We start from the raw sequence: 22,008 nt of genomic DNA, 5'->3' as shown, positions 1-22,008 counted from the left end.
CTTTACCTCCGCATTTTGTCATTTAAAAATCACAACCATTACACTGCATGCCCTGCTTGTAACAGTTCTGCTATAGCTGCTGCATGTGGGCACTTCTCCCTCACCTCGCAGTATTCCAGGCACTTTTTGCCCTTCCATGTTTCTTTTAGCGAACATGGCGGGGGAAGCGTCTTAGTGCGCAAGGCTGTCTTGAGCATCGAAGCCTTCTTCCCGAAATATCTCAGAAGCCACCTGTCGCTGATTTTGTTTATAGGAATAATGTAAACCGGCTTATCGATGCCCCGCTCCGTTGCTGTCCGTAAGCTTGAATCCCGACACAACGCTTGGATAAACATTTTCTTGACCTCAAAACCAGACTGCTCCAGTAACAACCGATAGTAGTTCAGCTGAACTGCCCAATCCCAGACATGACGTACACCGTCATAACGAAACTCCTTTCGCGTCTTTGGCTGACCTTTTCTAGCCCCGGTCCTATAGACCTCGCCTGTGGGGACATCCAGCTTGTAGATTCCAAGTGCTTTTGCCAGCTTGTAGGAACTAGTTACCTTTAGGTCTCCCAACACGCCTTCTTCTTCGTCAATAATTTTGCCGTACAGGTCAAACTTCCCACTGGTAATCTTATCCTGCAGGCGTATTTCCCCCAGGATATCTCCGTAGGTATTGTTCTCATGAATAGTGTGAACCGCCTGCCCATGCAGAGAATACAGTTCATCCTGCGGATTTACAGCATAACTGGTTTTCTTCTTCAGATAAGCTTCTCTTACGCCGGATATCAGTTCTGTTACCGTTGCGCCCTTAAGCCCTCGGTCAAGAGATTCTGCCACAGCTCGCAATGTCGGTAAAAACATGCATCGTTCCTTTTGTGGACAGGCAGTCAAACAGCGCTTAATGGTAATCCGCCGTCCATTCGGGCAGATAAACTTTGTAGCTGGCATCTTTACACCTCCTGCCAAAAACCTTCACTAATACAACGACACTGCAGAAGCCACTGTGTCAGATTTCTGTTCTGGCCATGCAGATGTGACTGTCTGGCCTGTTCTTGTTTTATTATAGGTGCCATCATCAGATGCGGCTTGGGAAATCTCACCAGTTGTCCAGCCGCGTTCATGTACATCACTCCCTCTGACCTTACGTTTTCTACTTATACGATACGGCACGCCAAAAGCATTCTCGTAAAGGGCCTGTAAAATCACATTACCGTAGGCCATGCGGTATTCCTCGATTTCTTCCGGGAAATAATAATCCAGCAGAATATTGTATAGTTCCGCATATTTCCCTGGAACATCAGTCGGAACATAACCATCCAGCGTTTCTCCAATAAATTCATAGCGGGGAAAATCTTCTCCCGCTGCATCTTGGATGATTTCCCCCACTTTGGCAATTACAGTTTCCAACTGGCTGCGGTCAATGTACTCGTGCTGGGTATGGGCATGATAATAGCCTGCTGACAGATTAACAGCAGCCAAGCCCAGCGCTGGAGCCAGCACGGAAATATCACTGAAGGAACCAATAGCCGTTTGAAATCCCTTACCGGAAATGTAGTTTTCAAAATCCTCATTGGCGCAGTCATAATAGACAGCATCACGACTTCCTTTTCGGTCAAGCTCTACCATGCACTTAATTTGACCAAGTTCCTGTGGTAATTTCTTCTTCGCATAACTTTCCGTAAAGGCTCTTGCACCGCCAGCGCCAGTTTCTTCATCACAGGTAAAGAGCATCCATGGCTTTTTATTGGCCTGCTCGTATGCCTTAATCAAGGCATATACACCGCACCTGTCATCACCGCCTATGCCCTGCGGGGACATCAAAATATTGCCATCTTCGCTATAGCAGATATTTTTCACCTTTTCCCGGTGCACCGTATCCAGATGGGCCACGAGCAATATCGGCATTTCCCCCTTGACCAACAGGTATTTCCCTTCACAGGCAACATTATTATCGGCGAAAAGCCTTTGCAGGTGATAGAATAACTGCCCTTGTGATAACCGGATAATCTCTTCCAGCGTCATCATGCAACCAGCTCCTTATCTGCCTTATCTTCTGTAGCATCATTTTCCCTGCGTTCCAGACAATGGTTACAAATCCGCTCTCCATCATCTGCTGTAATAACTTCATCCTTCGGGTAATACTCCCCACACTCGGAGCAATAAGCGTAATACCGATCTCGGCAATTTGCACAAACATATATTTCGATACCTTCGCTGTTATAGACCGGGTAGGTATCATCATAGAACTCATCGCAGGAATCACAACGGGATGAGTCATCATCAACCTCGTCCCCACAATCTTCGCAGTAAAGATGGTTGCCGATTTCATTGCCACAGCAAATACACAACCCATAGGTACCAATATAGAAGGGTTCGTAGCTATCAGCCTTATCCTGCCGAATACTGATTTTTGCTCCAAAGTTTTGATACATCCAATCCGGATAGCCACCAAACCCTGAACCGGCACTAATTTTGCAGTGCGTGTTATTAAAGTAATTGTAAGTCTGCCAAAGATTCGGAACCTGCTCCAGCTGAGATATTTCCCGCTGCACCAAATCCCGATAAATCTTCGATTCAGTCTGCGCCCCGTAAGTCCCACCAGTTGTATTATACAAGCGGCTTTGCAGTAGTAGTCCATTTCCTGGCTTATAAGCAAAGACCTGCCTCATGGTTTTGCGGTTGTTCAGCGTTTCTGGAATACTGGGGTCTGCTGCCACAAAGGCAATAAAGCTGTAATTATCCCGCGCATAGCCAGAACAACCATTATTATATGAGTAGCTTACGCTATTTAGCGAATGACAACTTGTCAGGGTGCAACCACGTTTATCATCCTTGGGGTTGCTCATGGTCAGAAAATGTGCCGGATTCAGTGAGACATAGAACTTGAAGTCAATTTTCTTGGCTGACAACTCATCAGCAAACTGGGCGTAAAGCCGCTGAAAGTCACTGCCCGCAGTATCATCCGAAATGCCCAGTTCATCACACATAGCCTTGAAAATGCGGCTTCTCTTCTTGTTAGGGGCATAAGCTTTGGGTGCTAACGATTGGATAGCTTGTAGATAAGCCTTCTCCCCCTTAGGAAGGGCAAAGAAATTTATAGCTAGATTCAGCAGCCCCCGTTTCTCCTTATCACATTTTTCATAGGCTGGAGCCAGTATATCACACGCCAGTTTCCTAATACGTTCATAATCCGGGTTATGGGTACGGGTACCGTTGATAACCAAGGCATCCAGTTCTTCATTCCATACTGGTGATGTACGGAAAAGCTGTCGCAGTTCCATCTTGGCATAGGCATTATCCCGTGCCAACCTGTTCACAAAATCATCGGTAATATCGTCCAAAACTTCTGTACTGCTGGTATGTGCCCGATAATCATCCAGCGCCTGCCATATATTCTGCTTATTTTTCTCAATTTTTTCTTCAATGTTCATTTATCTTCATCCTCCTGTAGTATCGTTGTAAAGTCCCATGAAAAATGGGCATGACCTAAGCCATGCCCGAACCAAAATTTCTATTCATCTTTTTCCTTATCGCTTTCAGAAAGCTTATCTGCTCCCCAACGAAGCAAAATCCCCAACGCTTCCAACCCCAAAGTATACAGAATATCATTATTTTTCATGATGCCAGCTCCTTTCTAAGCGGTGTCACCTTGCCTGCGGGAAGTGCTATCGGCGCTATATCTTTTACCGGCAAGGCAAGAATTTCTCCGCCAATACGCTCCAACTCGGTTGCGCGCTCATAATCTGCAGCATTTTGTGATGCAGCCGTAACTGCATTGAGCAGACCATAACGACTATTATCACCACTGATGAACAGTTGCCGGAAGATATCCCCCTGTTCATTTTCGGTCAGATTGAATCGATCCGCCAAAAGCTCTACTTCCTGCATCGGCTGATGATCCAGCGGAATATTCATAGCCTCCTGCATCTTGCCCACCGTCAGCATAAACTTGCTTTCATCCACAGCGCAGCGGACGGTATCAGCCACCTTCATGAAGAAGGCTTTATCGTCCTGCGCTAGTGTTTCATCACTGTACAACTCGTAGGCCGTATCATAATTTTCCACCTGCCTGCCCACATGGCGTTTCTTCTGGCTGAAATCCTTGCAAATCATGCCATTCTTGCAGACAAGCCGGAAGATCATCGGCTCTATCGTCAGATGCCCTAGGCCTACCTCACTGTTGGAAATGACAAATCCTGCCTGCACCGGATCCCCCACAGCCACTTCCGCTTTCATGCGGCGATTGATGACCTTCAAGTACAAATGCGCGTCTGTTATTTCACAGGACTCAATCACTGCCCCCTTCATATCCTTAATAATCGGAAATACTGCAGCACAAAGCTCCAGATTATCCAACCGGCGATAACGGTCAGACAGAAACGCTCGCACATTACCATCCATCACACGGAGCATACGCCGGTCACGCGTCTGTTGCAACCAGTTGTTGACATTGGCATCCAGTAAAGCTGGTGACTCACGCTGCATACGCTGATAATACTTCAACGGAATCCCCAGCCGGGTGGAAATCTGCTGATGGGCCAACGGATTCACACCAAACTCCAGCAGTTCTTTGCCCATGTCCATGGATAATTTTGAACCACCTTCCCCCGTGGAAAATGTCAGCTTGCGGCTGTCTGCCACGAAGTCCTGCCTTACATTGCGCTGCCTCTGAAGTTCCACACCCAATTCTTCTAATGATCTGCCCTGTTTCATGTTGATGCCTCCTCGATTTTTCACATAAGAAAAAGCACAGGCAATATCACCTGTGCTGGATTCACGAATATAATATGCAGTTGAAATCTGTTATTTTGGCATGAACTGAAATTGTTCAGTAGATGGACACATCATACACCGTCACTATGAATGCATCTTCTTTACGGTTCATTCTGAGGACTATGCCTACGCCCTCTGTCCCGGTATACAAGTGCGCATCCTTTTCGCACTCTAAAACCTCCGGATAATTTGCCATCCATTCAAGAACTTCACTCAAGCTCAAGTAGGGACGGATTTTTTCCAACAGGTCGTTTTTAAGGATGTACTCCAGGCAATCAGCGTCAAAATTCATTTGGATTTTCATAAAAAATACCCCTTTCCACAAAAAACACTTAGTCTAGAATATAGGCAGACTACTCCCCTGCCTATATTCCTGTCCTAGTGCCATTATCCATGTGAAAAGAGGTTGTACTCTTTGTAAGAATTATACCGCCTTTATCTTCCTTTGTCCAGACATTCATACCCCTTTATTCATACAACCGACTGATAGATTTCACCACTTAATAAATCAGCACAGGAAATTTTCCCTGCCCCCAAATGGCGACTAGAATCCAAATAACTGCCCGTATCCATAAGCACCAATCTGCCATTTTGCAGCCACTGGGGCTTAGCTTCAAAGCCTAACGCCTGCACAGGCGTATGTCCCAACACAATAATCTGCTCTCCATGATGTAAACTCGGCCTTTCCGCTAAAGTTCTTCTCCACAGCAAATCAACATCATCCTGTTCAGAGAGTGGCCGGTTAGGATTGCAATTTGCATGCATAAACCAGTATGTCTGCCCATTCACCACCATCTCTGTACATAGATGCAATTTCGAGACAAAGCCTAGCCAGTTATTTATTAACTTATCTTTTCTTCCTGTTTTTCTGATTTCCTCATAAGTAATCTGGCCACCGTTTCCCAGCCACATCGCCAGGGACGAATCCATTGAAAAGGCTTTCCCCCCATCACCGCTTTGGACCTCCAAAAATGCATCATAAAACATCTGCTCATGGTTACCACGCAGGAATATCATATTTTTCTGCCCATAATGCTCCAGCACCCATTCCATAACAGGGACAGGAGCATCCCCCCGGTCTAGATAATCTCCCAAAAACACAATCAAATCCTTCTCCGGATTAAAACCGACCTTATCATAGACAGACTTGAATCTTTCCCATTTTCCATGAATATCGCCGATAACCAACAGCCTCTCAAATTTATCCATTGTACGACATCTCCTCACATATTTTCATCTTACGTTATTTCTCTCCGATAATTTTTAGAAAAATTACCTATTGGGCTATCCCTCCCCCATAATTTGTGCTATAATATGTCCATAATTTTAGGAAACATCCCTTTTTTGAAAGAGACAATGTTGTTCAGCAAATAGCAGGCTGCTATCAGTCTGTCTATTTGCTGGATAATATATTTTTCTGTTTTGGAAAGGGGATTTTTTTATGCAAATTCAAATGGTATTTGATGACGAAGTTTTGAAATTCATCTTGAAGAACCACCTGATTGATAAGTGCAGGACGCTTATCAATCCTTCGGAAGTGCTGCCGAGCCTTATCGAAGACCAGGAGGTGATGGATATTCTGGAGAAGGGAGAGCCTTGCCTGCTATGGTCCTGCTCCAGCGAAGCCGGCTTGGGCGTGACTTTTAAAATTCACAAAACCGATGATACTTACCGCATAACCATTTATGATTTGGTTCCTCTCGACTGACAAGATGAGAGATGATAGGCCGGTTCCTGTATGAATATATAGGAGCCGGCTTTATTTTATACTCTCATCGATTCGTAGAAACGGAGGCGGACTCATATTTACTATTATCCCCAATACTGCTAACCTCTTTTGCTCTTCAGTCAGATTGATATTACTGGCTTTCACTGCACTAACCACATTACCAGATTTCTTTTTATACTTGCTATGCTTAGTATGCTTTTTCCTTATAGCCATGACCAGCCCTCCTTTTCTAACTGTAACACTACGCATTCAACATCTTAACACACCTGATTGCCTCATTCTCTTGCAGGCCAACATTGGTATCCGTCTGTACCAGATTTGTCTCTGTAAACTCTGCCATATTTGCCTCATCATCCAGGATAACGAAATTCTCCACACTATACTCTGTATCGTTCAACCACTTACGTATTTCATCGCCCCGGCATGCACTGGATAATTCCGGCGTGCAGTCCATAATCTCCAGTCCATATTCCTTGAATCGATTCAGCAGATTTTTACTGGCAGGCGTAAAGCCTATCCTCCACGAGGATGACAGTACGATTTTAGCATCTGTTTCCCTTACGATGTACTGCAAAAGTTTCAAATGCGAATCTGTCTTCAATCTTATCGAATATCCATCCTGCATAGAATTCAACACACCGTCCACGTCTAAAAAGATTATTTTCAACTATAGCCACCTCTTGATATTACTCGCTAAGTGCCTGCGCTAATACTTTTACGACTTCTTCTTTCAAAGCTCCGTTTTTCAAACACAGTTCTCCATATTCCAGTGCGTATATGGACTCCTTAGACTTAGCAGCCTTAAGATAGTTATTATAGGCTTCCTGTCGTCTTTCGCCCCAGCGTCCATAACCGTAATAGCAAATATTCCCTTTGGTAAAAGCAGCCCAGCCGTCACCGGATTCTATAGCCTGATTAAGCCATTTAATCTCCTTCTTAAGCTTAACGTCCTTATTCTTTTTGGCCGACTCTGCAAAGGTCCCTTCTATATATTCACGCCCTAAACGGCCTATCATTTCCAAGCCACTATCCTGTACAGCCTTATCCAGCCAGACCTTGTATTTTTTGACTAAGTCACCAGCAAATGCCTCCTTGGCCATTTTCAAATACGCGCGTACCTTTTCCATGTCACGTTCACAAAGCCGCCCCGTTTCATATGCTTTTGCCAAGAAGAACATTGCCTCAATATCGCCAGCAGATGCTAACTGCTCTTTTCCATTGATGATTTCCTCAAAATGTCGAACCTGCTCCATTTTCCAATTTAACCGATCACACTGCTCTCGATAATAATCACACATTCGTTCTATTCTATTTGCTGTTATATCTACGGGTGCTGATTCCCGTAAAGAAAAATCAAGGATTTCACCGCTGCTCCACCCATAATCATTCTGTCTTTTTTTCTCTTCCCACGCTGGCAGTTTCTTCTCAATTTCTTTGATTCCCTGTTCCGTACAACCTGCCAATACCAAAGCCGCCTCACGTTCCACTAAACGGATTTTTTCAGCTCGTCTTAACGTCTCTTCATCCAAATTGCATTCATTACGAATGTCCGCAAATCTTTGCATACATTGACTTAGGAACCTTGCCTCATCAAACTCTATACTTTTTTTGTTATAGAGCCATTCCACTATACTCTTTACTATTCTTTTTGCACCTGTTCCCTCCGCACATATCTTCAGCTTTGTTCCTTGTTCCCATTCCAATTCTGTTATTGATTTGGGATTTTTACGATTTCTAAGGCCACGATATACATAGGCTGTTGTCCAAGCACAATTATCCTCACATATAACTTCCGGGCTGCGTTCATCCACCACTACATCATAATTTTTCAACCGATAGGCTCTCTTGACCTTATACAAACAATTCTTCTCCAAGATTCCCACCCACTTTATAGTTCATACACCTAATTGGCCTTCTCCATCATTTCCACCTTTATTCCCCAATCAAAATAGACACCCGAATCACATCATCCAACGATTCATCAATAGATGCGCCCCAAATAATCGCTGCCTGCTTATTCTCCATCCAATCGTGTATTGTTTCACTAGCTTCTTGAATTTCATACATACTCAAATTAGCTTCACTGCCAGTAACATTCAACAGAACAGACGTGCCTACGCTTTGAGCTTTTTCATTCTGCTTTGTCAGTTTGTTTATGGCCTCCATAGCAGCAATTATACTTGCCCTTTCACCTTCAGCTTCTCCCGTAGCTAACAATAACTTCTTTTTATCCTTACAAACAGCTTGAACATCACACAAATCCAGATTTACGAGTCCTGGAATACAAACGACATCATATATAGACTTAATAGCATCGTATATAGTCTTGTAAAGCTCAGACTCTCCTGCATATTTTTTAGGATTTATAGTCATCAAGGACGCTGGTACATCTATCTGTTCTGCAGAAATCAATATTGGTATCAATAATGATATACAGGTATTATTAGCAGCCGCTGCCGCTTTTTTTAGATAATCTACATCTTCCTTCTCCCTGGCATCGGCAATCAAAAAGCCAATGTCTACTCTCCTCCATGATGCAGCTTCTAATGGCTTTCCATCCAGCAACTTAAATTTTTCAGCAAAGGTTTGCTGTTTCCATATCTCGGCAGTTTTACCTATGAAAGCAACTCTAAAATTACACAATTCTTTATCCATATTTTCATTTAACTCGAACATTTTATATTCCCCCTCAATCAGTGTCTATAGAAAATCTTATTTTCTTTTGCCCATTCTGCAATAGCCGCACGATAGTCTGCTGGTAAACTTTGATTACAATAGCCCAGAGCCTGCGTAATCCTGCCCTGTTTCACCTCAATGCAAGCCACATATTTTTCTTGCTTTTTCATCGCTGCGATTAGCGACCATTTAGATAGAACATCCGAATCATAGCTTGCGACACAGTTATGGAATAGATTCCCCCATTTATGCAATTCATTTGTATCTCTAGGCAAATGGAACGTATATTCCCCAAGATTTGTTTCTAAGGCCAGTTCTTTTTCTTTATATTCATATATTTTGTTCTCACGTTTGGAATTCTTCCCTGCGCTCCTATAGCGATTTACTATATCCGGACGTGCGATAAACAGCTCATCCACTAATGCATCGTGGACTTCCTGGGTAAGCCCCTCATTCAGAAGCCGACGATACACGTTCCAGTCTATCAGCCCCTCGTTATTATCCAGCTCGGCTTCCACGAACATTCTCAGCGTATCCAATGCAGCATAGGTGAAATTATCATTACACCAACGAAGCACACGCGGAGCAATCGCTTTTTCCTCGCGATGACGCAGCAGCCAACGGCAAAACCGTTGGAAACGATCCAAGTCATAGGCACCCGTTCCTCTTAAATTCAACACACCAGCGGTGGCATTGTAACGCATATTCAGTAACCGATAACCGAAAATCTCTTCCCGGTAGAAAAAGCGGCGAATGATATTGATATCCGTAAATCCACATTGACGAAGAAAAACGTATACCAATATGCTTTCCGGACTCCGCACATATGCTTTTCTTAGACTGGGTGGCAGATTTTCTATGTCCAAATATCTGCATAATTCCCGATAACTGTCAAAACGGCCTTGTTCCTTTATTGCTTTATAAGCGGCCTGTCCCAAAACATCTTTCAGAATATATATATTAGGGTCCAACGCACTTTCACAAAAGGCAATCAAATGCTGCAAGCCGTGGGCATCCCCTAAATAACTAGGACGAAATCCGTATTTGTCTTCTGCTATTTCTCTTAGATAATCAATGGCCACATCAATAGCCACCGCCGGTATATCAACATGCCTTGCCGCCAGTAATTCCGGAAATAATATACTTCCCCCACAAACATAGCCATTACGCCAGTTCCTTATATCATTGCCCACAATGGATGCAGGCCACCCTTGCAGATTGCCATGGTCAATATCACACTCAATCGTCCAATCCTTATCCGTGACCTCAGTAATCGTATTTTCTTCTAAAGTAACCCTTTTGACATGTAAAGCAAGTTCTACCGTTCTATTAGGAAGCAACTCTACACTCCAGCTCAATGGCAAATAGACATAGGAAAATCGCCAGTCATCCATTTTTAGCCCCTTCAGACGATACTCTAAATCATCCTGTGGGCAAACTTGCTCCTGCTGCCAATCATCTTCTATGGCATTGTAATAAAAACACCTTTTCTTACCGTTCATTTACTTTCCCCTGTCATACTCGTAAAATCTCTTCAAAGCCCCATAACTTCTAAAGTGCAATATTGACACAACAGCACAGACGATATATTCGCCTGTGCTGAACTAGTGAACTGCTATGAGTAACTATTAAGCTTCCGCCGTTTTAGGCTTCAAATCCGAAAGTGCCTGATTCAAAGAATCCGATAAGTTGTCCATCTTCTCTTTGAAATCCTGCACCCTGCTTTCCACAGAATCTGCAACTTCTTCCTTACTGGGAGCATCCGCTACCTGTGCACGCAAGTCGGCTATGATTTCTTCGCCCTTTTCCTGCAGCGTAAGCTGAATCTTTTGCACCGACTCTTTCACCTGCGCATAGACCATTTCACGCTCCTCATCCGTGGTGCACTCTTCCATCGCCCACTCCGCTTCATCGCGGATGTCCTGTACCAGCACTTCTAAAGCCTGCTCTGGAGTAACCTCAGCTTTTTCCACTGGCTTATCCTCTTCCATCAAATTTGCCAACAACCAACCGACAGCGCCACCAACAACAAAATTCCAAATCATACCAATTTCCTCCTTACAAACTCCAATACTGCTTGATTACTTAGATTATACAGAACGTACACGTCTAAGTGGTATCCAAGCAGGCAACCTTGCTATTTTTTAGCATATGCCTTCTTGGTACCCCGATAATACAGCAGGGCTATGACGTCTCATGTCGTTTTACAATTCGCCAAATAATTTTTTTTACGAAAAAACCGATTCCATTACAGAATCGGCTGTTTCCTATATATGAAGACATTTGTATCTTATTTGTTCCCCCGCCAATTGGTCAAGGTCTTGCAATCGTGCGTATACAACGCCTCATTAATTTCATCTATATTATAGCGCTTCATTTCCAAGAAAAACTTCACAATCATATCCCCCAAACGGCTTTCAGACAAAGCATAGCCTGCCCGCTTCAGTAAATCAGCAGCCTCATCCATAGACAGGTGCAAGGCAATCACAAAAGCCAGTACCGTCTCTTTCGTTGGGTGGTACTGCACATTATTGCGGATTTTAGCAAAATGCGCCTTGGTCACGCCTGCCGCACGGTATATCTCCACCGGCTTGCGCTTCCGTTCCTTTATCCACCACATAAGTTTCTCTGAAAAAGACATTTCCAACTTGTTTGTCAATGACTCTATTCCCGTCAGGAATTCCGGCAATGCGATACAAGCAGCAAAAGGTGCCCCTATCCCCCAAGCCCCATTAGTGGAATCCTTCTTCCGTTTAGGCTCCTCTGCAAAGCCCTTCTCCTTCGCCCCATCCGGGCGATAGTTCAGCAGTATATAGCGTTCCAGCTCTTCAATCAGCCCTTGCTCCAGCATACGCCATCCCTCCATCCTGATAACATTATTCGCCAGCTTGCAATGAAAACCTGCCATCCAATCAATAATATATAGGTAAATTCAGACAATTTATCATCATAAAAAAGACACCTTCATCGCCGAAGGTGTCTTTTCTGTGTCCATAAGTCCTATTATACTATTCCAAATCAGCCAGTCGCTGTTCAGCTTCTTCACTTCCTGTAGCCTTGGCTTTTTCATACCATTCCTTGGCTTTGGTCAAATCTTGTTCGACATTTCCCTCGCCATCACAATAAATATCTCCTAGGGCCAGCATTGCCGTCGCATAACCATGCGCAGCTGATTTTTCATACCACTCTGCAGCCTTTGCCATATCCTGTTCAACGCCTGAGCCTTCCAAATACAAATCGCCAATTCTCGCTTCAGCTATATGCTGATATGTATTATCGTCATTTACAGCCTTCAAGTATAGTTCCATTGCCTTGTCATAATTCTCATTGTAATAGTAGATAGTTCCCAATGGCATAAACGGTGTTTCATTCCCTGCTGCAATAGCCTTTTCAAACCACTCCTTAGCGATGGAATAATCCCGCTCTACGCCATTGCCGAAATAATATATATCGCCTATTTCATTCATGGCATCTTCATCACCATAATCAGCTGCACGCATATACCAAGCCAAGGCAGCAACATAATCTTGTTCAACGCCATTGCCCTCTTCATAATATGAACCAATATTATACATTGCTACAACATCGCCCAGCTTGGCAGCTTGTAAAGCCCAGTATGCTGCCTGAGCACAATCCTGCGCCATCCCCTGTCCACGATTGTACATAGTCCCCAGCGCACACATTGCCGATGCATTGCCATGCCCGGCAGCTTTTTGATACCATTCAGCTGCTTTAACAAAATCCTGCTCAACGCCTTTGCCCTGCTGATACATTATACCAATGGTATTCTCCGCTTCAGCTTGAAATTCATTCCCATCAACTGCTGCACGCTGGAAATAATTTAATGCTTCTTTATATTGCTCTTCATCAAAGTAAATTTCCCCATACCAGAACAGGACAGCATCTTCCCCCGCATCCATCGCCTTTTCGTAGTATTCTTTAGCCTTATCGTAATTTACTTCCTTCCCTAAGCCATGATGATATGCCTCTCCCAAATGAGCAAAGGCTAGATAATTACCATTATAGGAATTCGCTGCCTTTTCAAACCAATAATTAGCGATACTATAATCCTGCTTGACGAAATCGCCCTCGTAATAAAGCTGCCCTAAGTCAACCATGGACATAATTACACCATTGCCAGCTGCTTGTTGATAATAATCCAATGCCTTGGCAAAATTTTCCTCTTTTCCCAAACCATATCGATAGGCTTTTGCTAAGCCATAATAAGCATCATATTTACAGGTACCTTCTTCATCTATCTGCCGCTCATAACACTCTACTGACTTTTCATAATCCTCCATATCCTCATAAACAGTCCCCAATAGATACCAGCCATCCACATTACCCGCATCTAATATTTTATGATACCATTCTATAGCTTTTTCAAAGGATTGCTCAACACCTTGTCCACTCTGATAAAAAATCCCTATCTGCGCCATAGCATCTGTTTCGCCCGCATCAGCTGCCTGTCGATAATATTTAACGGACAACTCGTAATCTTTTTTTAAAAATGCCTCATTGCCCAGTTCCATCAAGTCTTCTAAGTTCATATTCTTTTCCATGATGCAAACCTCCCTATTTATACATATTTACCGATCACTTACAATCATTTATCAATAATTCTTTCGCCTTTTCATAACACTCAATAGCCACCTTCAAACGAACAGCTCCAAAGTAACAAAGACAAGCCTGTGTAAATGCTGCCCAGCCATCACCTGCTGCCCCAGCATCCATCAGCCAAGATTCCTCAGCTCTTAGCTGAGGGTATGTATCCTTCTTGCATCCATAGGTCATATTGCCTGCTAGATAATCCTGGCCAATCTGACCAATCATAGGCATTTTGCTTTTTTCTGCAACAATTTGCAACCATTCAGCATATTCATGCCTATGCTCATTTACATAAGCATTTACAGATTTCATTAATTTCTCTTCACAATCACTTTCGAGCCAATTAGAAGTGGCTCTTATATAATCGCGTCCACATTTTTTTATCACTTCTCCCGGAGGTTGAGCCAGACTAAGCGCTCTCCTAATAATAGCCCTATGCTCTGAATCTACATCTTGATATTTATTACTAAATTCCTCAACATCTTGCCTTATCTCTCGCATAATATTCATTTCAAATCCATGTATGGCCAAAAATTCCTCATCCGTAATACTATAGCCAAAACATCCAGCTATATCCTGACACATACTCTTACATGTATCGATAAGCAATTCGGTTTCACAATTACTTTGGCCGCTAAAACGGTTAGCATAATCAGCTACTATTTTATTAGCAGCTTCAACTTTTTCATCAAATCCTATAATTTTCATGCCAGTATTACCTTCCATCCAGCACTTAATAGCTAAAAGAATTTTTCCAAACGTTCCAACGCTAATCCATTACCATTTATCAAAGCCATATAATAACACTTTATAGCACTATTTCTCCTTTGAACACATGGAATCTTTTTTTGCCAGTACATATCTCCCAATTCTATTGCGTATACAGGATTAATAGATTCTGATGCTATTTTATAATACTCATGCGCTTTATTGATACGAACGCCCCAAGCTCCATATCCATAATAGCAAACATTCCCCAAAGTAAAGGCAGCCCAACCATCACCGGCATTGGCTTTTTCATTCAACCATTTAAACTCTGCTTTAATTTTATTCTTCTTATCTTCTTGCTTTTCAGTAACCAAACCACCTTCTATGTATTTAGCTCCAATAATGCCAATAGTTTTCAACCCACTCTCTTCTACTGCATTATCCAACCATCTCTTATATTTTTTCATAAAATCATCGTCTAATGATTCTGCGATATCATATATACGCAACAAATCCAACATTGACCCAACATTTCCTAAGTCAGCAGCTTTTCTATGATACTCCTCTGCTATGTTACTCAATTCATCCTTATTTTTAGAGTACTGAATATCCGAAGCTATGCGATGGTAGCACAAAGCCAACGCTTCTTTATCATCACCACAAGCAACTATAGCCTTATCATACCAGGATTTTGCTTTAGAAAAATCGTATTCTCTATCAAAACTAACATTTCCAATATATACTTTATCAGTTTTATCACTAGCACCCCCGCCTAAATAAGTTCCACCAAGTAACAACATTGCCTTATAATTTCCATTACTAGCTGCTTTTTCATATAAAGTTATCGCTTTTTCAGCATCAGCTTCTACACATTCTCCCAGCGAATAACATCTTGCCATACCGAACCAACCATCGGCACTGTTGCTCTCTGCCGCCATTTCATAGTATTTAAATGATTTCTTCACATCCCGACGGCACAACATACCTTCGTGATAGGCATCACCTAAGAAAACCATCGCGCCCACATCGCCACTTGAAGCTAGTTTTTCCTTCTCAGCCAACATTTCTTCATTATTTTTTATTTCGTCTATTTTCTTACACAACTCTTCACATTTTTTGTCATAATACTGACAAGCCTTTTTTAGCATATAAACCAAAGTACCACAAGGTATCATTTCACTAATTTCATGAAATCCAGAAAAAGGATTTGATATAAATCGATCGAATATCCCCCCAAATTCATCATCATCTAACCATTTTTCTCTATATCGCATAATTCCTTCTTTTGTCATCCCATCTATAACAGGTATGCTATAGTGATTTAACATTGGTTGCGACTTCACCCAGTTTAACGTTTCCGAATCAAGATGATTCCAAGAACGGATACTCTCAAATAAAGGCAAGCATTCCCCAATAAAGATTTTTTCATCAAATTCGAGATTTAAGTATTTAACTGCTCGCTGATAAAATTGAACCCAAGGGGACTCATAATTAATTTTCATCTTAACTTTCTCCTATTATTATTGATCATAACACGTAACAATACAAAAAAGGTTGCCATACAGGCAACCTTAATTTTTTCTTAACTAAGACTCAAATCAGCCTGTGCCTATCTTTACAGCATCATCAAGACCGTCCACTTTCTAAGCGCAATATTTCTTTCGTTTTCATACGAATATATGCAACTTGTACGACCGCTGGTATTGTGACCCTGTATGCAGGCCCAGCAATATCTACCAAAGTCCATAAAGCAGTCAAAGCAATTCCCAAAGGTCCAGCCAATGCCCCCATGGCTCTTGTTATTGTTGCATTTGCTGTTAAAGATAATCCTCTACCAAGAATCGCCTTTGCTACAGCATTAGCTACTATTACTGCTATCTGATACGCGAAGAATCCCCCTTTCAATATACCGGCTTGTAATGCCGCGATCAAAGCTTCTTTGGTAAAATCAGTTGTCTTCAAATCCAACTCATCTATTATCTTTTTTAATTCTTCACTATTCATTTTATCAATAGCGTCTATTAGAATTTTTTGCAATAAATTCATCTCTATTATTTCAATAGAAGCTTTATAATTATAATTTACTTTCATCTTATCGCAAACATCACATAGAATTTCTCTATACAGGACTCCTTCACCATTACCAAATATATTTCTAACTAAATTAGCAATACTATTTCCACCAAAATGCTGCAACTCCCCAGCAATTTCCTGCCAATACATACTTGGTCTATCTGAATAATTTTTATATACTTCTGTTAATGTCAATTCTTCAGTTAACCTTGGGCTACCATCCTTATCTTTTATAAGATAATCCACTAGTATTTGCAAATCTTCATCACTCGCCGAAGCCAAAATCTCTAAATCTGCATCTTTACAATAAGCCATACCCCCGCCCCCTCTCTTTCTATATCCTGTCTCTTAAACACACACGCCCGTACACATTTTTCCATTATGTACCTTGGTAAAAAAATTATCCAACTCCTTAATATTATGAATGATTTTCTTTTTATCCACCTTACATTTTTCCGCTAGTCTGACTGAACATCCAATTGCTTCTTCTATTCTTTCATTAGAATCAAATGCCTTTTCAAATTCATAATGAATTTCAAGATACTCTCTCTACTTCCTCTACAAACGACTTATACATAGTTGCCATTTTACCATCATAGGCTTTAGTTCGCTCATAGTGGTCATGCATTCTGCCGTGGTTTCAATTTACTTAATGCGCTCATTGAAATAATCTTCTTTACGCGCATGACGTTGTTCTGCTTTGAACAGGCAACCTTATTTAAGAAACATTCATCATTTCAAATAATGCTTTGTGTACCCACCTGTCTTACAGCAGCATCTACAAATTCCACCACTAAACCATCATCCTCATTATATCTGTAAGCACAGACTAAATACACCGACGGGGTTCCTTTGCTCCTCCCTACAAAAAGATTTTGTGGCATTACATATTTAAACACATTAAGATTATTCGCATTCTCTATCTTATCACCATCACGTTCCAGCATATATTTCACAACATAAGCCTTCGCATCTTCTACAATCTGCCAATTATTCAACACACTCTCTAAAGCCTCTTCCTGAACAGGAAGTACTTCTTCACCTGCATAGCAGTCATATTGTATTTCAAGATCCAGGTCTCTCCCCCATAGTCTGACTTTCTTATGATTAATCATCAAAAATACGCTCCTTTTCTTGGCTGGCCTTCTTACATTCCGACACGCCACCTAAATGGGTACAAGCTTCATGTATCTTTGTAGGCACAAGGTCGCAAGTTCTCATATCGTTACGTTCATGCCAAGAGTAATTATTCTCATGACGCCAATCCGATACATCGCGAGGTGTCCAGTCAGCCCTGCCATCATGATTTTCTCTATTCCATACTTCAGATAATTTCGTATCACACTGCTCAAAATTTCCGTCTCGGCCCAGACGATGCTCCGTCATATTATCAATTTCCACTGTGGCCTCTGCCACCCCGCTAAAATCCACCATGGCATCCTGATAGGGGATTTCACTTACCCCACGCTCTTTCATAGCTTCTATGGTTTCTCCGTCTGCAGGTCTATAGCCGCTTTCTCCTCTTTCACCCTCCCATGTGCCTCTATCCGAATTTTCCCTTGGCACATGAGCCAAACGCTCTTCATATGTACTGAAGGGCGCTGTCTCGATATCAGGATTTTCTATTTCTGCTGACTCTAACTGTTCTCCCCAATAATTTTCTGCCTCATCTTGAGAAATATCTCCTTCTGAGCCTATTTCCTGATAACTTTCAAACTCTCCATGATTTTCCTGAACATCTGAACTTTCATTTATCTCATCCATTGACAAACGCACCACCCTTGCTTCGGTGTTCTTCAGTAAACCTCAGAAAAATATTCAAGTAACTTCCGTCTCTTTTAACTGCCTCACGCAATACAATTCCTAAAAGAATGTCTACTTGTTGCGGTGCAAGTTCATATGACGCAGGTATTAGCTTTTCTTTTACTGTTTTCAACCAAGAATTCATTTCCCCACAAGATTTAGCATGATTAAGAGCTTTTTGTGCATCAAAAAACTCAAACAAAAAGTACTGCCAATTTGAAGCATTTCCACTTTTTGCATACATCAAGCATTCAGCCTTCAAAGCCCCCCTCAATGGTGAACACAGAATCTCAGTCTTCATGTTAAGCAAAGCTTTTCGTAATTTAGAACCGCCAATACCATTATTCCTGATAGCGTCCAACAATTGATCCTCTATTTTAACCAAATCCTTTATCTCTACTTTCTGCTTTTCATCAATAGTCTTTGGCGGCTCATAAAGTGGAATCTGACAAAGAACGGGTTCCAACCAATCAATTTGACTCACCGCTGCTACGCCTTTTTCCAGCTTCACGATTTCTTCAATCTGTGACGCATTTAATCCAGCAGCTGCTCCTACTAATTCACGGTCAGATAGTTCCGGCAAACGCAGGATGATTTTTGTGTTCGTATTGCGAATAACTGACAAATCCAAAAGCCCCGGTGATTGGTCAGCGATGATAAAGCCCTCGCCATAGGTACGCATCTCTGCTATGGAATTAGCCAACATTTCCACTGATTTTCCCAAAAGATTAGCTCCTTCGGCAGTCTGCTCACTGCTAGTACGCTTCAAGAGATTATGTGCCTCTTCTAAGACAGTGACATGGAATAGGGTGTTGTTCGGCGAAGCCCCCCTGCTACGTTCTTCCATACGATGTTCCTGTAATTTGAGCACCAATAATCCCATGAGTAGGGACTTAGTTTCTGCAGATCCAATCCTACTGAGATCAACGATAACATTCTCGTTGAAAAGATCCTCATCGGAAATGCCTTTGGCAGAAAAGATAAGGCTGTTTATGCCATTGGTCAATGAACGCAATCTGGTGACCAGGGAACCTATATAGTCACTTTTATTGTCCGCAGAGTACTCGCTTTCAGCCAAAATCTGCCTAACCTCTTCCTGCACATCGGCAAAGCCAGGATATACCCCTTCATGAATGCTATTCTCCGAAAGGGACAGATTCCAACCGCATCTTGTATAAGCCCTCTCCACAGCCTCTTTCAAAATAGCAGGCATAGCTGCATACATAGGCCAACAAACATTGAATATCTCTACCAATCTATCTATATGCTCAAGCACATGGATGGAAGATGGGAATACAAATGGATTAAGTTGCAACATTTCCCCTAGCCTGGGGTTAGTCCCAAGAATTCGTGTCTGGGGGAACATATGACGATATTCTCCTTTGGCTGGCTCAATGACCAAGAATTTCTTCCCCTGTTTTTGTAAAGCATTGATGATATGACAAACAACATTGCTCTTTCCAGCCCCGGTAGAACCAGCTACAAATGTATGGCTAGCAAGGCTTTCTGTGTCCAGGTCAACCACGGTCTCTGTCCGCTCACCCATATGGAAAATACGACCAATTTGCAACATATTCTTCTGCCCACTGTCAGTCTGCCAGCCATGCAAAACCTCTCTTGCAAAAGCTGCATGGTTGACCACAGGGAGTCCCTTCACTGAAGTATGAGGCAGTCCCATATGGATTGCCAACTCTCCAGTACTCACTAAAACAGCAGGAGTCACTTTTACACAACGTTCTCCCTCGTAGTCAAAACCTTGATACTCGAACACAGGATGCAAGAAATTCTTGATATATGGTGCCAGTTGCACTAAGGATTGTTCATCGTTCCAGGTATTGATGGCCGATCGCTCAATCCCACTCCCTTTACCAGAAACCACGGAACGATAGATATTAGCCGCCATTTCCGTCTCAGCTGAGCTTTCCCCCACGAAGTAAGCAGCAAAATTCCACATCCCCATGCTCTCGCACTCCTCTAGGCGCTGAAGCTGCTTTTCCAGCCGCTTGGCAATCGCAACGAAGGTTTTATTTTCTGCCCCTAGAGTGATTCCTTGACTTTTTCCCAAGGTGGATGTAATCGTCAAGGAATCGGTCAAGGTAACAGCCTCGCTCCGTCCTATCGTCTCAGTATCATTAATAGCAATCCCAAAATTTCTAGCCGTACCTTCTCCTTCGCTGATACCGCTACTTTCCCCCACTGTTTTTGATGTACTTAGACCATGAGTCAATGTGCGCGAAATGGATTGAGACTCAGATATCGTATGGCTAGTGCCTTTGGTGACAGTATGAGTATCACTGCTGCCTTTGCCTTCGCTGTGATTTTTACTGTAACTTACACCCACACCATAAAAAGCCCCCGCCCCCACTGTAGAACCATCTGTCGTATTAGTGCTCTCGCTGTGAGCATCTGCTGTAGACTCATTCACCCCATCGGCTGCCCCAGATGTATATGTGTGAGCAACAGCCACAGATTTATTTTCCCCTACAGTAATAGAAGTATTCGTTCCAAAATTTTTTTCGATATTCTTTGACAGGGTAATACCATCATTTACAGTTTTTCCCACCCCTTTGTTTTGCGAAAGTGTTATGGTTTTACCACTGCTATTAGCATTTGCCTCAGCATCAGAATCGTTTAATGAAAAATTCATCTGCATATTGACAAAGGGGGATATTTGCGTACCAATGCTTTCATAGCCTCTCCGCGTTTCCGCAAGATAGTCATAGCTTGCATTCTCTGCAACGAAAAACGCCTGATAGCTCTTCCCCTTCATGCTATCAATGAATTTCTCTACCCCCTGCACAAAACGTCTATCGCTCAATCCCTCCTCATTCTGGCGAAAATCAGCTATGCAAGTAACACTAGAAATGGCTCCTATGGAGATGTTTTCCATTTGTTTCTGCAAAGCCTCTTCCAAATAAGCCGAGGTGCAGCTACCGGGGAAAAGACCTTTGAGACTGTCCTCCAGCATACATTTCATGGTACCAGCAGCGTGAATAGCAGATTTGGGTCTCACTCCCAAGAAAAATTCCACCGTTATGCCATCGCTTTTTACCATCAACACCAAAGTGCACGGCTTATCACTCAATACCCGATACAAAGTTGCCAGATTATGCAATGAGAATTCCTCCGCTTGATATGCCAGCTTATCAATGCGGAAAAACTGAATCTGATTAAGTTTTGCTAAAGCCTCTGCATCTGCATCCACAATCTTCAAACTATCAAGTTTTGCCAAATACCCCTTCATCACTTCATCATCAATAATTTTCAAGCAATTGGCAAGGTTATTCTGCAAAATAGTCAAGCGATCAAACTGTTCATATTCTTGCAATGATAACTGTTCAATATGCTTTTCTTTCTGCGAATCATCTAACTTGGGTTCTATTGTGATCTGATTTTCATTCACTAACGGCAGTTGCTTTTTTCCCATCTCTTCATGCAAAAAAATCTCTTTATTTACCTCCGCCATCTTACTATCAAACCCATTCCACTTCATAAACCACCACCTCCCGCAAATCTGCGATAGAATCTTTTCTTTTTTCCTGCTATCTCAAGCTTATAATAGCCCGTTGGATGCCCTTCATAACTTTGCATATAAATAGCAAATCCCTGTGGCGAATAACCTTTTATCCTTTCCCAGCCACGATCTTTAAA

At 42.4% G+C, this 22,008-nt stretch carries 21 protein-coding genes; 1 reads left to right on the top strand and 20 read right to left on the bottom strand.

From position 1 onward, the window contains the following. Positions 1-38: 38 nt before the first annotated feature. The 6 genes from P157_RS0104560 to P157_RS0104530 all read right to left on the bottom strand — a co-directional run bounded on the left by P157_RS0104560 (position 39) and on the right by P157_RS0104530 (position 5,969). Entirely contained in the window at positions 39-935 is an 897-nt protein-coding gene (locus P157_RS0104560) for a hypothetical protein (protein WP_026759966.1), read from the bottom strand. Between the two features lie 27 nt (positions 936-962). Continuing rightward, positions 963-2,012, bottom strand: a complete 1,050-nt coding sequence (locus tag P157_RS14850; protein WP_051598492.1) for a hypothetical protein — start codon at positions 2,010-2,012, stop codon at positions 963-965. After that, a complete protein-coding gene (locus tag P157_RS0104550; protein WP_026759965.1) occupies positions 2,009-3,418 on the bottom strand; it encodes a hypothetical protein in 1,410 nt (469 codons plus the stop codon). Before P157_RS0104550 ends, P157_RS14850 begins: the two co-directional genes overlap by 4 nt. Positions 3,419-3,602: 184 nt before the next feature. After that, positions 3,603-4,700 carry a DUF932 domain-containing protein gene (locus P157_RS0104540; protein ID WP_026759964.1) on the bottom strand — a complete coding sequence of 366 codons (1,098 nt, stop codon included), beginning with the start codon at positions 4,698-4,700 and terminating at the stop codon, positions 3,603-3,605. Positions 4,701-4,815: 115 nt separating this feature from the next. After that, the gene (locus P157_RS0104535; protein WP_026759963.1) at positions 4,816-5,064 is read right to left on the bottom strand and encodes a hypothetical protein; all 249 of its coding nucleotides are present in this window, start codon (positions 5,062-5,064) and stop codon (positions 4,816-4,818) included. A gap of 167 nt (positions 5,065-5,231) precedes the next feature. Then, complete coding sequence (locus tag P157_RS0104530; protein WP_026759962.1) at positions 5,232-5,969, bottom strand: metallophosphoesterase; 738 nt, start codon at positions 5,967-5,969, stop codon at positions 5,232-5,234. A gap of 232 nt (positions 5,970-6,201) precedes the next feature. Here P157_RS0104530 and P157_RS0104525 point away from each other — a divergent pair, with 232 nt between their 5' ends. Further along, positions 6,202-6,468, top strand: coding sequence for a hypothetical protein (locus tag P157_RS0104525; RefSeq protein ID WP_026759961.1), 267 nt, complete (start codon positions 6,202-6,204; stop codon positions 6,466-6,468). Between the two features lie 51 nt (positions 6,469-6,519). Here the strand turns inward: P157_RS0104525 and P157_RS0104520 are convergent, their stop codons facing one another. The 14 genes from P157_RS0104520 to P157_RS13845 all read right to left on the bottom strand — a co-directional run bounded on the left by P157_RS0104520 (position 6,520) and on the right by P157_RS13845 (position 21,850). Further along, entirely contained in the window at positions 6,520-6,702 is a 183-nt protein-coding gene (locus P157_RS0104520; RefSeq protein ID WP_026759960.1) for a hypothetical protein, read from the bottom strand. A gap of 28 nt (positions 6,703-6,730) precedes the next feature. Then, positions 6,731-7,156 carry an HAD domain-containing protein gene (locus tag P157_RS0104515; RefSeq protein WP_026759959.1) on the bottom strand — a complete coding sequence of 142 codons (426 nt, stop codon included), beginning with the start codon at positions 7,154-7,156 and terminating at the stop codon, positions 6,731-6,733. A 19-nt stretch (positions 7,157-7,175) separates the two neighbouring features. Beyond that, entirely contained in the window at positions 7,176-8,348 is a 1,173-nt protein-coding gene (locus tag P157_RS0104510) for a sel1 repeat family protein (RefSeq protein WP_026759958.1), read from the bottom strand. A gap of 73 nt (positions 8,349-8,421) precedes the next feature. Further along, on the bottom strand, positions 8,422-9,165 hold the full coding sequence (locus P157_RS0104505) for a hypothetical protein (RefSeq protein WP_026759957.1): 744 nt from the start codon (positions 9,163-9,165) through the stop codon (positions 8,422-8,424). 17 nt (positions 9,166-9,182) lie between these two features. Continuing rightward, the gene (locus tag P157_RS0104500; RefSeq protein WP_026759956.1) at positions 9,183-10,667 is read right to left on the bottom strand and encodes a PcfJ domain-containing protein; all 1,485 of its coding nucleotides are present in this window, start codon (positions 10,665-10,667) and stop codon (positions 9,183-9,185) included. Positions 10,668-10,793: 126 nt separating this feature from the next. Next, positions 10,794-11,210 carry a hypothetical protein gene (locus tag P157_RS13855; RefSeq protein ID WP_037368112.1) on the bottom strand — a complete coding sequence of 139 codons (417 nt, stop codon included), beginning with the start codon at positions 11,208-11,210 and terminating at the stop codon, positions 10,794-10,796. 245 nt (positions 11,211-11,455) lie between these two features. After that, positions 11,456-12,016 (bottom strand): hypothetical protein, encoded by a 561-nt coding sequence (locus tag P157_RS0104490; RefSeq protein WP_026759955.1) that lies wholly within the window; start codon positions 12,014-12,016, stop codon positions 11,456-11,458. Between the two features lie 157 nt (positions 12,017-12,173). Then, positions 12,174-13,727, bottom strand: coding sequence for a tetratricopeptide repeat protein (locus P157_RS0104485; RefSeq protein ID WP_026759954.1), 1,554 nt, complete (start codon positions 13,725-13,727; stop codon positions 12,174-12,176). A gap of 34 nt (positions 13,728-13,761) precedes the next feature. After that, positions 13,762-14,481, bottom strand: coding sequence for a hypothetical protein (locus P157_RS0104480; protein ID WP_026759953.1), 720 nt, complete (start codon positions 14,479-14,481; stop codon positions 13,762-13,764). Between the two features lie 32 nt (positions 14,482-14,513). After that, on the bottom strand, positions 14,514-15,983 hold the full coding sequence (locus tag P157_RS0104475) for a tetratricopeptide repeat protein (RefSeq protein ID WP_026759952.1): 1,470 nt from the start codon (positions 15,981-15,983) through the stop codon (positions 14,514-14,516). A gap of 124 nt (positions 15,984-16,107) precedes the next feature. Beyond that, positions 16,108-16,869 (bottom strand): DUF3944 domain-containing protein, encoded by a 762-nt coding sequence (locus P157_RS13850; RefSeq protein WP_037368110.1) that lies wholly within the window; start codon positions 16,867-16,869, stop codon positions 16,108-16,110. A 422-nt stretch (positions 16,870-17,291) separates the two neighbouring features. Further along, the gene (locus P157_RS0104465) at positions 17,292-17,669 is read right to left on the bottom strand and encodes a hypothetical protein (protein WP_026759951.1); all 378 of its coding nucleotides are present in this window, start codon (positions 17,667-17,669) and stop codon (positions 17,292-17,294) included. Further along, positions 17,662-18,318 carry an HNH endonuclease gene (locus P157_RS0104460; protein WP_026759950.1) on the bottom strand — a complete coding sequence of 219 codons (657 nt, stop codon included), beginning with the start codon at positions 18,316-18,318 and terminating at the stop codon, positions 17,662-17,664. The genes P157_RS0104465 and P157_RS0104460 overlap by 8 nt, the downstream gene beginning before the upstream one ends. Then, positions 18,311-21,850: a helicase HerA domain-containing protein gene (locus P157_RS13845; protein WP_051598491.1), complete on the bottom strand. Its 3,540-nt coding sequence runs from the start codon at positions 21,848-21,850 to the stop codon at positions 18,311-18,313. The genes P157_RS0104460 and P157_RS13845 overlap by 8 nt, the downstream gene beginning before the upstream one ends. Positions 21,851-22,008 lie beyond the last annotated feature (158 nt).

It is taken from the genome of Selenomonas ruminantium AC2024 (assembly GCF_000687995.1).
Lineage (GTDB): Bacteria > Bacillota > Negativicutes > Selenomonadales > Selenomonadaceae > Selenomonas_A > Selenomonas_A ruminantium_B.
This window is presented reverse-complemented; position numbering and strand designations above follow the sequence as displayed.

What these genes read in the sequence shown, in the direction of transcription:
- P157_RS0104560 (WP_026759966.1), bottom strand. Translation starts at nt 935, where the DNA reads ATGCCAGCTACAAAGTTTATCTGCCCGAATGGACGGCGGATTACCATT.
- P157_RS14850 (WP_051598492.1), bottom strand. Translation starts at nt 2,012, where the DNA reads ATGATGACGCTGGAAGAGATTATCCGGTTATCACAAGGGCAGTTATTC.
- P157_RS0104550 (WP_026759965.1), bottom strand. Translation starts at nt 3,418, where the DNA reads ATGAACATTGAAGAAAAAATTGAGAAAAATAAGCAGAATATATGGCAG.
- P157_RS0104540 (WP_026759964.1), bottom strand. Translation starts at nt 4,700, where the DNA reads ATGAAACAGGGCAGATCATTAGAAGAATTGGGTGTGGAACTTCAGAGG.
- P157_RS0104535 (WP_026759963.1), bottom strand. Translation starts at nt 5,064, where the DNA reads ATGAAAATCCAAATGAATTTTGACGCTGATTGCCTGGAGTACATCCTT.
- P157_RS0104530 (WP_026759962.1), bottom strand. Translation starts at nt 5,969, where the DNA reads ATGGATAAATTTGAGAGGCTGTTGGTTATCGGCGATATTCATGGAAAA.
- P157_RS0104525 (WP_026759961.1), top strand. Translation starts at nt 6,202, where the DNA reads ATGCAAATTCAAATGGTATTTGATGACGAAGTTTTGAAATTCATCTTG.
- P157_RS0104520 (WP_026759960.1), bottom strand. Translation starts at nt 6,702, where the DNA reads ATGGCTATAAGGAAAAAGCATACTAAGCATAGCAAGTATAAAAAGAAA.
- P157_RS0104505 (WP_026759957.1), bottom strand. Translation starts at nt 9,165, where the DNA reads ATGTTCGAGTTAAATGAAAATATGGATAAAGAATTGTGTAATTTTAGA.
- P157_RS0104500 (WP_026759956.1), bottom strand. Translation starts at nt 10,667, where the DNA reads ATGAACGGTAAGAAAAGGTGTTTTTATTACAATGCCATAGAAGATGAT.
- P157_RS13855 (WP_037368112.1), bottom strand. Translation starts at nt 11,210, where the DNA reads ATGATTTGGAATTTTGTTGTTGGTGGCGCTGTCGGTTGGTTGTTGGCA.
- P157_RS0104490 (WP_026759955.1), bottom strand. Translation starts at nt 12,016, where the DNA reads ATGCTGGAGCAAGGGCTGATTGAAGAGCTGGAACGCTATATACTGCTG.
- P157_RS0104485 (WP_026759954.1), bottom strand. Translation starts at nt 13,727, where the DNA reads ATGGAAAAGAATATGAACTTAGAAGACTTGATGGAACTGGGCAATGAG.
- P157_RS0104480 (WP_026759953.1), bottom strand. Translation starts at nt 14,481, where the DNA reads ATGAAAATTATAGGATTTGATGAAAAAGTTGAAGCTGCTAATAAAATA.
- P157_RS0104475 (WP_026759952.1), bottom strand. Translation starts at nt 15,983, where the DNA reads ATGAAAATTAATTATGAGTCCCCTTGGGTTCAATTTTATCAGCGAGCA.
- P157_RS13850 (WP_037368110.1), bottom strand. Translation starts at nt 16,869, where the DNA reads ATGGCTTATTGTAAAGATGCAGATTTAGAGATTTTGGCTTCGGCGAGT.
- P157_RS0104465 (WP_026759951.1), bottom strand. Translation starts at nt 17,669, where the DNA reads ATGATTAATCATAAGAAAGTCAGACTATGGGGGAGAGACCTGGATCTT.
- P157_RS0104460 (WP_026759950.1), bottom strand. Translation starts at nt 18,318, where the DNA reads ATGGATGAGATAAATGAAAGTTCAGATGTTCAGGAAAATCATGGAGAG.
- P157_RS13845 (WP_051598491.1), bottom strand. Translation starts at nt 21,850, where the DNA reads ATGAAGTGGAATGGGTTTGATAGTAAGATGGCGGAGGTAAATAAAGAG.